We start from the raw sequence: 10,975 nt of genomic DNA, 5'->3' as shown, positions 1-10,975 counted from the left end.
CAGCTCGTCGCCGCCATACGAACCTCCAGCCTCTCCCCTCAAGACAAAAATCTAAAGTCAAGCTAAAGAACGGTGTAAGACGGTCTTATCCCAACCGAGTCCCCTACAATGGAACTTCAGGAAACCCCCAATCTGTCCGAAATCCTATCTATTCGAGGAGATGTTCACATGACCAGCCATGAACTATTGATGCTCGCCCTCCTGCTCTCCCCCGGCTTACTCTTGTCCGCCTTAGTCATGGGTGCATTTTCCCGAGGTGGCTAGTGGCGGGAGATTCCCTAACGACAAACCGCATGGTTAAGATGACATCAACCGTTCAGCTTAACCACGCGGCAAATTCATAAAATCAAGCTCTACCAGCCGCTTTCGGCTTGGTATAATACATAAGCGGCGACATCTTCTAGATCCTCGCTGTTTAAACGTCCTCTGAAGGATGGCATCGCATTCTTACCATGGGTCACCTGGTAAACAATGGCATCAATCGAATCCATGTCATATTTTTCCAACGCATCCTTACGGAGCGTTTTGGCGGCATTCACAACATTTCCGCCACCGGCATGACAGGCAGCACAATTAGCACTAAAAATCTGAGCTCCATGTTCAATCTCACCCGCGTAAGCTGAACCACCCCAGCTGAATAGAGCCAATGCCGCAAAAACTAAGGCCGTAGAAATCAGCTTTTTCAAAATGTGTTCTCCTTTCATGAAAGTTCTCTAACAACAGTAACGACGACATCTAACGAGGGATATCTATGATTCGATCCGTCTTAACGGAAACGAGTCAATTTGTCAAAAGACAGCCCGTCATAGCTTTTCTATACCACAAACAGACGGTCTACAGCGCCTTCGTTAGTGTCCGAGACTATCATTGAGTTTATCATGGAGTCTCAGCACAGTTGAACTTCTGATAACCCCCAGTTGTAAACTTTTGTAATCGATGATTGCCGTGATGATTCGAGGGTGAGTCCTGAAGGTGACCCAGAAAGGGAGCGGAAATTCGCAAAATCTAACCTAGCACGGTTAAGATCGTCCTCAGTGGGACGATTGAGTTCAATAATCGAGTTAAACAAACGAATGGCAAAAGATACCAGTTCCGGTTACAAAGTAATCGCCGATAACCGACAAGCACGCTATCGCTATAGCATCCTAGAAACCTATGAAGCTGGCCTTGAGTTACAAGGAACCGAGGTCAAATCCATCCGTCAGGGCCGTGTTAACCTCCGGGATGGCTATGCCCTGATTCGGGGCAATGAAGCCTGGCTGCACAATGTTCATATCTCCCCTTACAACATCGCCAGTCAGTACTTTAACCATGACCCCCTACGCAACCGCAAGCTGCTACTCCATCGCAATGAAATCCGTAAACTCATTGGTAAGGTTGAACAACAGGGATTAACCCTGGTTCCCTTAAAGCTCTATCTCAAAAATGGTTGGGTGAAGGTGAGTATTGGTTTGGCGAAAGGGAAGAAACTACATGATAAGCGCGAAAGCCTCAAACGCAAGCAACAAGATCGTGAAATTGCTCGGGTGATGAAGTCGTATTAGGGGAAGAGACGGGAACAGGGGACAGGGAACAGGGAACAGGGAACAGGGAACAGGGAACAGGTAAAAGGCAAAAGGGTAGGCGCGTACCGCAAGTGGCGCGCCCTCTCTCTTCCGGCTTTTCGGATGAGGACTCGCCTGGATTGGGGTTAACGTAAGAGTAATAGTCCAGACTGGACTAACCCGACAAAAATCCCTAAAAGTCCCCCCAGATTAACAATGGCTTGGAGTTCACTTTTGACAATTCCTTCAACAGCCGTTTCTAAGTTTTCAGGAGAGGTTGCCTTGACGCGATTTACGATAACCTGATCAATCGATAAAATGGGAATCGCTTGAGCGACAATTTTTTCGAGATCTTCTTCCAAATAGCGATCTAAAACCAAGGCTAACTCGTAGCTGATTGGCTCTAAGGATGAATTGACGGTTTCAGAGGACTGTAAGCGACTGATCGCCAGTTGGGCAACATTTTCAAAATCAACCGAGTTGCTGAGGCTCTCAAACAGGGGTTTCCCTTCAGTTTTAACGTATTTTCGGACACTGTCTTTGAGGGTTTTGCGGAGTTGCCGAACGGTGGAAACCGGCAAGTTTTGTAGAGACAGATTTTGCAAAAATTCTTTGAGGCGAGATTGTAGGGAAAGAGAGTCAATGACTTCGGCTAACCGTTCATTCGCTTGTTCCTTGTCATCTAAGCAAAAGTTTCTCAGGCGAATCAGTGCATTTCGTAATCCTAAAAAGTTGGCAACTAGCCAGTAGGTTCCACTGCTTTTTTCTCGGAAACTTTCATCAATAATTAAGATATTGCGATCGGTTAAAAAATCGATGAGGGCGAGGCGAACGGCGTTGGGGGACAAGGCAATTCTCATCAACCAATCCGAGAGTTGAGAGGCTTGTCGTTCAGTGAGTTGAAATTCTAGGAGAACATCATCAAAAATTTTATTGAGTTGATGGTCTAGGAAGTCTTCCCGTCGGGCGAGAACTTTGAGGATACGGGGGAGCGATCGCCCCGCCAAATCTCGCAAAATTCCAGCAATAATTTTATTACTTTTATCATTAGGGTCAGCCTTTAAACTACCTTGGGCCATACGCAACAGCCAGAGAATTGCACCCTGAATGCGCTCGATCGCCAACAGACGGCGAGCCAATTTTTGCAGTTCACTTGGTGTCAGCAATGACCCCATAATCGTATCTGACACCCGTTTCGCCAGTCGTTCTTGATTCCGGGGAATCAAGCCGGGAGTAAAGGGAAGCCGATACCGGCCAATGTGATAGGCCCGATAAGGACGAAACAGCATTTTAATGGCGAGATCATTGGTGAAATAACCAATAACTCCGCCAGCAATGGGGGGAATAATCAAAAACCAGATGTCTGGGAGTAGCAAGGGAGTAGAAAACCGGGAATAGGAACTCAGCAAGAGAGACTCAACGAGCGAGACTCAGAAACAAAATCGGGCGATTAGACGTGGGGTTTACGGGCGACGAGAACCCCCATCATGCCACCCATGAGTGGATAATGGACGACTTGTGCGAAACCGACCGACTCCGCCAGTTGAACTTGAACCGAACCGCTCGGAAAGCGATCAAGACTTGGGGCAATATACGCATATTCATCCTTAAGCTGAAACCGTTGTGCCGTCGGAACCACGAGCGTATCGAGATACCATTGTTGAAAGGCTTGCATGGGCGCCGATTGAGGACGGTGCATATCCAAAATTGCCACCTTAGCCCCCGGTTTGAGGACGCGATAGAGTTGTCGTAATCCTTGGGGAATATCCGTTAGATTCCGTAGGCCATAGCCCATCGTCGCGGCGTCGAAGTGGTTGTCTGGGAAAGGTAAATCCAACGCATCGGCCGGCACCCACTCCACCTCTCGCAGTTGCTGGTAACTGCGACGACGGGCCACCTCTAACTGGGCTGAGGAAAAATCAGCACCCACAACAGTTCCCGTTGAACCGACCACTTCGGCGAGCAGCAAGGCCAGATCGCCACTCCCACAGCAGACATCTAAAACCCTGTCGCCCGGTTGGGCCTCAGACCAGGCGATCGCCATCTGCTTCCAGATGCGGTGAGTGCCAAAACTGAGGCGGTCATTAAGGCGATCATAGAGGGGGGCGATGCGATCGAAAAGGTGTTGAATCGCTGATGCGTCCGGTTGCATAGTCATTCGAGGGATTAAGCGGCCAACTTACTACAGGCCAGGGCCAAGGCCATCTGTTGGGTACAGCGGTGTATCCACTCCACCTCATTCTCTTGAATGGCGTTAGGGCTTTTCCACTGAAGCGAGGCCAAGGCCAACAACTGTTCGCGGAAGACCACGGGTAACACTAAATGGGCTTTCACGCCGCTGGTTTGATAACTGTCGAGTTGACCTAACTCCGCGTCGGACCCAATATTGGCGACTCCTTGCACCGATTGACTGGCGATCGCCTCCTGAGCCAACGGGTCATCCTGAAGCTCAATTTTCTCCCCCTGACCATAGCAGACCGGCTCACCGGCGAGAGTCTCTCCATCCATCAGTTGTAAGACACAGGTATCTGCCTCAAAATTCTCCCCTAAGGCGTCTGCGATCGGTTGTAACGAAGATCCCAAATCCGTCGAGGTTTGGGCCACCTCCATCAACGTCGATAGAACCGCCATCTGGGCCTGAGACCATTCGAGTTCTTCGGTTTTCTGTTTCAGGAGTTCGTAGGTATCCGCCGCCCGCTGCACGACCCCTCGTAACTCATTGGGGTCCCAGGGTTTCGTGATGTACTTATACACCTGTCCGGAGTTGATCGCCTCAACTAAGTCCTCAATATCCGTAAATCCGGTCAAAATGATACGGACTGTATTGGGAAACTGAGTGACGGTCTTGCTGAGAAACTCAGTTCCCTTCATTTCTGGCATCCGTTGATCAGAGACGATCACCGCCACTTCGCCTTGTTTTTCCAGAACCTCCAGGGCTTGAATGCCACTTTCGGCTTTGTAGACCTGAAACTCACGGCGAAACGTGCGGTAGAGCAAATCTAGATTATCTGGCTCGTCGTCAACTACCAGCATTTTAGGTTTCTTAGGTCGCATCGAAGTCCTCAATCGCGTCTTTACATCATCAAGTTCTGGCATGGTATTGATTGTACCTACCTCTAATTGGACGGTTTGTCCCTGATCTAACTCAACCCCTCTCCTGTCGGCTTTTTGCAGAGAGTCAAGCACCTGATCTATGATACTTTGCCAGGTGGGCGATCGCGAAATCCCAACCCTTTCGTGAGCAAATCTTTAGATCGAGCGGCTCTTGTGCCGGCTTTGGGCAGTTTATGATGGACTCTCCTAGATTAACCGTTCACCCTATTGACTTGGAAACCTTATGGATGTTATTCCCGCCATTGATTTATTAGGGGGCCGCTGTGTGCGCCTCTATCAAGGAGACTATGATCAGTCTCAGACCTTTAGCGAAGACCCCGTCGCCATGGCTCAACAGTGGTGTGACCAGGGGGCCACTCGCCTGCATTTAGTGGATCTCGATGGGGCTAAGGGGGGTCGTCCGGTCAACAGCGAGGTGATTGGGGCGATCGCCCGTGAGTTATCAATTCCAGTGCAACTCGGCGGCGGCCTGCGCGATCGCGACAGTGTAGCCCGCGTCTTAGATACTGGCATCGAGCGAGCTATCCTGGGAACCGCTGCGGTGGAACAGCCGCAACTGGTTGAACAACTCTGTCAGGAGTTTCCCGGACAAATCGCCGTGGGAATTGACGCGCGAGACGGTTGGGTAGCGACCCGAGGGTGGCTCGAAACCTCCCAAGTCAAAGCCACGGACTTAGCCCAACAGATGGCCCAGTTCGGCGTTGCGGCGATTATCTACACCGATATTCATCGTGATGGAACCCTCAGCGGTCCCAATCGTGAGGCCTTGCGGGAGTTGGCCGAAGCCATAACTCCTCCAGTGATTGCTTCAGGAGGGGTGAGTTCAGTCTCCGATTTATTGGCGTTACTCTCCCTCGAACCCGTTGGCGTGACTGGGGCCATTGTCGGACGCGCTCTCTATACGGGGGATGTGTCCCTGAAAGAAGCCATCCGCGCGGTTGGCGAGGGACGTTGGCAAGATGTCCCCCCGGATTTAGGCTCGTCTACGTTCGCCTAACGCCGCTTTAACGACCATTCTGGGGGGATGACGCTAGAAGACGGTTAATGGTGGGGTTGGCGGTGGGGTTGGCGGTGGCGTAGTGTCCCGTGGCGGAAGTTTTGTCGTAACCATTGACGGAACTTGTCTTCGATCGCAAAGGCCTCGCGCTCAAAGACATTATCTTTGTAGACGAGATCGGCCCGTTTGTATTCGCGAAAATACTCCTGGCCAAAGGCGTGGAGTCCGCCCAACTCTTCGGACTGGCGTACATGGACTAATTCATGAGCCAGGAGTGCTAACTGTTCGGGATCTTCGGGATCATAGGTGTCATTGACGTAAATTCGGTTTCCATAGACTTGCGCGTTCGATGATCCGAGATCGAGTCGCAAGTTCGCACCCACCCAGTGATCGATGAGTTCGACCTCGTAGATGACTTCGACGCGATCGACCAAATCTCCAAAAAATGGGCGCAGATAGCGTTTTTGGGATGGGGTGAGGGTAGACCCCTGGGGGTATCGGTGTCGCATGATTTGCGCGATCGCCCGGTAGGAGACCGCACCGAGACGAGTCAACGCCGGTTGCGGTAAACTCTCGGGGACATTGCCGTGGCAGAGTTGTCCTAGGGGGGTATGCTGCGAGGTGCAGGAGATGACTGTTAGTTCAGAGATTGACCAGCCGGTGAGGGTGATGGCTAGAGATCCCCAAAAACTGAGTAAATAGACCGCCATGCGATAGTCTCGGCGTTTTGATCTGCGTTGAGAACGAGGTCGCACGTCTCGTTTTATAGACGAGAGATGGTTCTCAAGGGGATGCGGGTTCAACTGAGGCGATCGCATTACAGTCTCAAATCTTGATAATACAGACAAACATCGTCGGGAAACAGGCCCGAAGAACTGATCCCAACTCTTTATCGGAACGAAGTTGGGTCATCAGCTAAATCGTTACCTTTGCTTATGATAAGCAATAAACTCTGTCTCTAGGTCGTGTCGCCCTTCCCTATCCTACGACGATCGCCGTTGACAAAACGTTCCAAAAGACTTTAGCGTATCGAATTGTTAAGATGTTCCTGTATTCTAGATCACATCTAACGGGACTGATAACGTGACCGACGGCGATCGCGATTTCCCCCAAGAATCAACCTTGTATTACAATTTACCTTGCACTCTTGTTCATTTTTGAATCGTAACCTAGCTAATTCCATCAATCATGACCCAAACCAACTCGATGTCAGTCCCAAATTCTACGGATACTGATACTAAGGGTTCTAACATTCCATTTTTGCCGATCCAAGAGCGATATCCCGAGACTTGGGTTACAGCGGAGTTTATTGAACAGCATCAAAGACCCGGAATTCCCGTTGTTCTACGTCAAGGGGTCTCAGAACCTGAGTGGAATTTAGACTATCTTGAATCGAAAATTGGTCAACATAAATTTCTTTGTCGCTTCTATGGTTCTGAACGCAAAACCCTAGATAAACGACAATGGAAGACCATTGGAAGTGGTATTAGCGCTAAATCTCTATCATTTTCTGAGTATGCTGATTTAGTGCGATCGGGGCAAGCTCATCAAGAAGACATTTACTTAGCTAAATGTCCTCTGGTTGAAACACCCCTATCTGCGTCCCCTAGTTTGCAAGAATTGGGGCAAAAATTCAACCTTCTCAAAGGAATGACAGACTTCAATCTTTGGGCGGGGGCCGGTGGTCATACCGAAAGCTTACATTACGACACCTTCGACGGAACCCTCATCCAACTGGCGGGACAGAAACGAGTGGTTTTGTTTCCCCCATCTCAACTGTCAAACCTCTATCCCTTTCCCCTCATTGGTCATCTGCATCATGGCTTAAAGTTACGGTCTTGGTTTAGCCAAGTGTATCCCGACAACCCCGATTTCGAGACCTTTCCGGGTTTAAAAGAAGCCTTTAAACACCGCTATGAAGTGGTCTTAAATCCCGGTGATGTGCTGTATTTACCGGTAGGTTGGTGGCATGAGGTTTCGGCATTAGGAGAGGGATTTGTTTGCTCTGCTAATCGCTTTTGGTCCGTCACTCCTCGACGGCGATTGTTTTCGCAATGGAGTTCCTGGCGAACCTATTTTGCCTTTTTGTTGTCGATGCCGTTCATGAGCTTGAAATTTCTGCAAGCCCTGCTGAAGTCCAATCGCAAAGAGGAATTGGAGAAAGTATTACGTATGTTTTAATAGCGCTTCAAGAGCGTTTTAGAGGATTTTAAGAGGGTTTTATTAAAACCAGCGTTTTAACTCCCGAATCAGCCAGCTAATCGAGATCAATTCGGGCCACATGAAACCCCATCACACATTGATAATGATGACCCGTGCGATCGCTACAGTGACTCATCACCCGTCCACAATCGAGTTTTCCCCCACGCCAACGGGGTTGTCCGTTGTGGTCAGCCAACACACAGCCTTGACAAACTTGGCACGTGGGGATAAGGGAATTGTCCGTTAAAATCACAACCATGATTCTAAGACCTCCGAAACTGGATTTACGCTGACCTAACTCCATTGTACGCCGTCTATTGGGTGATGGGTCAGTGGTGGGTTAGGGGTCGGCGATCGCCCGCCGCCGAGACCCCAATCAGCCCTTCACCTGCCGTCCCAAAAACGCTACAATCAGGAGTTCACGTCTTAAACTCTAGCCTCAGCCCCAAGATAACCCCGAGATAAATCGATCACAACCGTAACAGTAACAGTCTCCCCCACAGACTCATCGAGACCATTCAACTCACATCATGACTCAGACTAACTTCGAACTCCTAGCCGCCAGCGATCCCATGCTGGCTGAAATTCTCGACCAAGAACTGCAACGGCAGCGAGATCACCTCGAACTCATTGCCAGCGAGAACTTCACCTCCGCCGCCGTTCTCGCGGCCCAGGGATCCGTTCTAACCAACAAATACGCCGAAGGACTGCCGAAAAAACGGTACTACGGCGGGTGCGAATATATCGATCGCGCCGAACAACTGGCCATCGACCGCGCCAAAGAGCTATTTGGCGCCGCTCACGCCAACGTTCAGCCCCATTCCGGCGCTCAAGCCAACTTTGCCGTTTTCCTAGCCTTGCTGAAGCCAGGAGACACCATTATGGGCATGGATCTCTCCCACGGGGGTCACCTCACCCACGGGTCTCCGGTGAACGTCTCGGGGAAATGGTTTAACGTCCAACATTACGGCGTCAGCCAAGCCAACGAACAACTCGACTACGAAGAAATTCGCCAACTGGCCCTCAAACACCGGCCCAAACTCCTCATCTGCGGCTACTCCGCCTATCCCCGGACCATCCATTTCGACAAATTCCGGGCCATCGCCGACGAAGTTGGGGCCTATCTCATGGCCGATATCGCCCACATTGCCGGCCTCGTCGCCAGTGGTCATCACCCCAACCCTCTCCCCCATTGTCACGTCGTCACCACCACCACCCACAAAACCCTACGTGGTCCTCGCGGCGGTCTGATTCTGACCCAAGACCCAGATTTGGGCAAAAAATTCGATAAAGCCGTCTTCCCCGGTAGCCAAGGCGGTCCCCTTGAACATGTCATCGCCGCGAAAGCCGTGGCCTTTGGCGAGGCCCTCAAACCTGACTTTAAAACCTATTCAGGTCAGGTGATTGCCAACGCCCAAGCCATGGCCGGACAATTGCAAGACCGAGGACTGAAAATCGTCTCAGATGGAACCGATAACCATCTGATGCTGGTGGATTTGCGATCGGTGAAAATGACCGGAAAACGGGCCGATGCCCTCGTCAGTGAGGTGAACATCACCGCCAACAAAAACACGGTTCCCTTTGATCCCGAATCTCCCTTTGTCACCAGTGGCTTGCGGTTAGGATCTCCGGCCATGACGACTCGCGGCATGGGTGTTGAGGAATTTAAGGAAATTGGTAATATTATCGCCGATCGCCTCCTCAATCCGGACGATGAGGCGATCGCCAGCCAATGTCGTCAACGGGTCGCTACCCTCTGTGAGTCGTTCCCGCTGTATCCACATTTACGGATTCCGGTGGCGGCTATGGCGTAGATTAAGTATCCGCGATAACAGAGTTTCTGGGCAGTCCTCCTGGGCTGTCCTTTTTTTATGGGGTTAAGCGTGGGTTTGGGAATTGCTGTAGTATGTGACTGCCTTGGCTTTGGGGACTTTTTCTGGCTTGGTGGGCAATCCTCCGTGGCAGAAGTTGACGCGATCGCGGTACACTAAGCCCCATTGCTCCACCCCTGACCCCACCCTTTGGCTTCAAGTCCAGATGCCACAACATCTGTATCATCTTTTTGCGTTCGTGATTTCCGCTGCCGTCGTTCTCATCACCACGCCCTGGGTGAAGGAACTCGGCTTGCGGAGTGGACGAGTTGATCTGCCCAACGATCGCAAAGTCCACGATCGCCCCATGGTTCGCTTGGGGGGCGTTTCGATTTTTCTCGGTAGCCTCATTGCCTTGCTTCTGGTGTGGAAACTCGGCGGCTTTATCGATACCCAAGGCAACTATCTCGATCCCGCTACAGAATACGAAATTTGGGGCGTCACTATCGGCGGCTTACTCTTTTTCCTGATTGGCTTTGCCGACGATTTATTTAACTTATCGGCCATTACCCGTCTGCTGTTACAAATTCTAGTCGCCAGTGTCGCTTGGTCCTTATGTGGTGTAAGTATTGATTTTCTCTCGATTCCCTTTGTCGGCTTAGTGGAGTTGCCGGGATTGGTGAGTTTGCCCGTTACGGTGATTTGGTTAGTGGGGATGGCCAATGCGATCAACTGGATTGATGGCCTCGATGGATTGGCGGCGGGAGTTTCGGGAATTGCGGCGGTGGTGTTGTTGGTGGTGAGTTTATTTATGGAACAGCCCGCAGCGGCCCTGATTGCAGCGGCGTTGGCGGGAGGGGCTTTAGGCTTTCTGCGGTATAACTTTAACCCAGCCCAGATTTTTATGGGGGATGGTGGGTCTTATTATCTTGGATTTACCTTAGCCGGGGTTGGGGCGATCGGTTTGGTTAAAAGTACGGCCCTGACTGCTGTTTTACTACCGTATATTATTCTGGCGGTTCCCATTTTTGATATGTCAGCGGTGATTCTCGATCGCCTCCGCAATGGAATTTCTCCCTTTGCGGCTGACAAGCGACATTTACACCATCGATTGCTGAATGCTGGATTGTCGCATCGCTTCACGGTTCTATTTATCTACGCCCTCACCCTTTGGGTGGGCGGCTTAGCCCTAGCTTTTGCCGGACTTCCCAGCGGCCAAGCCTATGCGTTGGCAGCCACCTCGTTATTGGGTTACACGGCTTGGAAAGCCTGGAAGTACGCCCGTTAAGATTCCCTCGGGATCCCGA

Annotated in this window: 11 protein-coding genes; 5 read left to right on the top strand and 6 right to left on the bottom strand. The window is 50.8% G+C overall.

Translation table 11 applies throughout. The annotated features are described in order from the left end of the window. Positions 1–353: 353 nt before the first annotated feature. Complete coding sequence (gene petJ / locus R6U67_RS12035; RefSeq protein ID WP_410252772.1) at positions 354–686, bottom strand: cytochrome c6 PetJ; 333 nt, start codon at positions 684–686, stop codon at positions 354–356. A gap of 387 nt (positions 687–1,073) precedes the next feature. Here petJ and smpB point away from each other — a divergent pair, with 387 nt between their 5' ends. Further along, the gene (gene smpB, locus R6U67_RS12030; RefSeq protein ID WP_068790645.1) at positions 1,074–1,544 is read left to right on the top strand and encodes an SsrA-binding protein SmpB; all 471 of its coding nucleotides are present in this window, start codon (positions 1,074–1,076) and stop codon (positions 1,542–1,544) included. 146 nt (positions 1,545–1,690) lie between these two features. Here the strand turns inward: smpB and R6U67_RS12025 are convergent, their stop codons facing one another. The 3 genes from R6U67_RS12025 to R6U67_RS12015 form a co-directional block, all read right to left on the bottom strand. After that, complete coding sequence (locus R6U67_RS12025) at positions 1,691–2,920, bottom strand: DUF445 domain-containing protein (protein WP_410252770.1); 1,230 nt, start codon at positions 2,918–2,920, stop codon at positions 1,691–1,693. A 74-nt stretch (positions 2,921–2,994) separates the two neighbouring features. Further along, positions 2,995–3,696, bottom strand: coding sequence for a bifunctional demethylmenaquinone methyltransferase/2-methoxy-6-polyprenyl-1,4-benzoquinol methylase UbiE (ubiE, locus tag R6U67_RS12020; protein ID WP_410252769.1), 702 nt, complete (start codon positions 3,694–3,696; stop codon positions 2,995–2,997). A 14-nt stretch (positions 3,697–3,710) separates the two neighbouring features. Then, positions 3,711–4,577: a response regulator gene (locus R6U67_RS12015; protein WP_087708712.1), complete on the bottom strand. Its 867-nt coding sequence runs from the start codon at positions 4,575–4,577 to the stop codon at positions 3,711–3,713. A 304-nt stretch (positions 4,578–4,881) separates the two neighbouring features. On the opposite strand from R6U67_RS12015, the gene hisA reads away from it, so the two are divergent. Beyond that, positions 4,882–5,655 carry a 1-(5-phosphoribosyl)-5-[(5-phosphoribosylamino)methylideneamino]imidazole-4-carboxamide isomerase gene (gene hisA / locus R6U67_RS12010; RefSeq protein ID WP_410252768.1) on the top strand — a complete coding sequence of 258 codons (774 nt, stop codon included), beginning with the start codon at positions 4,882–4,884 and terminating at the stop codon, positions 5,653–5,655. A gap of 44 nt (positions 5,656–5,699) precedes the next feature. On the opposite strand, the gene R6U67_RS12005 is transcribed toward hisA, so the two are convergent. Continuing rightward, positions 5,700–6,365: a DUF4157 domain-containing protein gene (locus R6U67_RS12005; RefSeq protein WP_410252767.1), complete on the bottom strand. Its 666-nt coding sequence runs from the start codon at positions 6,363–6,365 to the stop codon at positions 5,700–5,702. Between the two features lie 478 nt (positions 6,366–6,843). Between R6U67_RS12005 and R6U67_RS12000 the strand changes: the two genes are divergently transcribed. After that, positions 6,844–7,836: a cupin-like domain-containing protein gene (locus R6U67_RS12000; protein ID WP_410252766.1), complete on the top strand. Its 993-nt coding sequence runs from the start codon at positions 6,844–6,846 to the stop codon at positions 7,834–7,836. Between the two features lie 76 nt (positions 7,837–7,912). Here R6U67_RS12000 and R6U67_RS11995 read toward each other — a convergent pair whose 3' ends face one another. Further along, positions 7,913–8,116 carry a hypothetical protein gene (locus R6U67_RS11995; RefSeq protein ID WP_068790980.1) on the bottom strand — a complete coding sequence of 68 codons (204 nt, stop codon included), beginning with the start codon at positions 8,114–8,116 and terminating at the stop codon, positions 7,913–7,915. A 271-nt stretch (positions 8,117–8,387) separates the two neighbouring features. Between R6U67_RS11995 and glyA the strand changes: the two genes are divergently transcribed. Both glyA and R6U67_RS11985 read left to right on the top strand, forming a co-directional pair. Beyond that, complete coding sequence (glyA, locus tag R6U67_RS11990) at positions 8,388–9,671, top strand: serine hydroxymethyltransferase (RefSeq protein ID WP_410252765.1); 1,284 nt, start codon at positions 8,388–8,390, stop codon at positions 9,669–9,671. A 223-nt stretch (positions 9,672–9,894) separates the two neighbouring features. Beyond that, a complete protein-coding gene (locus tag R6U67_RS11985; protein WP_410252771.1) occupies positions 9,895–10,956 on the top strand; it encodes a glycosyltransferase family 4 protein in 1,062 nt (353 codons plus the stop codon). Positions 10,957–10,975: the final 19 nt, after the last annotated feature.

Source organism: Sodalinema sp. (assembly GCF_046483825.1).
Classification (GTDB): domain Bacteria; phylum Cyanobacteriota; class Cyanobacteriia; order Cyanobacteriales; family Geitlerinemataceae; genus Sodalinema.
The sequence above is the reverse complement of the archived record's forward strand: the minus strand, read 5'-3'. Positions and strand labels throughout refer to the sequence as shown.

Coding starts and splice junctions, on each gene's coding strand:
- glyA (WP_410252765.1), top strand. CDS start 8,388: ATGACTCAGACTAACTTCGAACTCCTAGCCGCCAGCGATCCCATGCTG.
- smpB (WP_068790645.1), top strand. CDS start 1,074: ATGGCAAAAGATACCAGTTCCGGTTACAAAGTAATCGCCGATAACCGA.
- R6U67_RS12000 (WP_410252766.1), top strand. CDS start 6,844: ATGACCCAAACCAACTCGATGTCAGTCCCAAATTCTACGGATACTGAT.
- hisA (WP_410252768.1), top strand. CDS start 4,882: ATGGATGTTATTCCCGCCATTGATTTATTAGGGGGCCGCTGTGTGCGC.
- R6U67_RS11985 (WP_410252771.1), top strand. CDS start 9,895: ATGCCACAACATCTGTATCATCTTTTTGCGTTCGTGATTTCCGCTGCC.
- ubiE (WP_410252769.1), bottom strand. CDS start 3,696: ATGCAACCGGACGCATCAGCGATTCAACACCTTTTCGATCGCATCGCC.
- R6U67_RS12015 (WP_087708712.1), bottom strand. CDS start 4,577: ATGCTGGTAGTTGACGACGAGCCAGATAATCTAGATTTGCTCTACCGC.
- R6U67_RS11995 (WP_068790980.1), bottom strand. CDS start 8,116: ATGGTTGTGATTTTAACGGACAATTCCCTTATCCCCACGTGCCAAGTT.
- R6U67_RS12005 (WP_410252767.1), bottom strand. CDS start 6,365: ATGGCGGTCTATTTACTCAGTTTTTGGGGATCTCTAGCCATCACCCTC.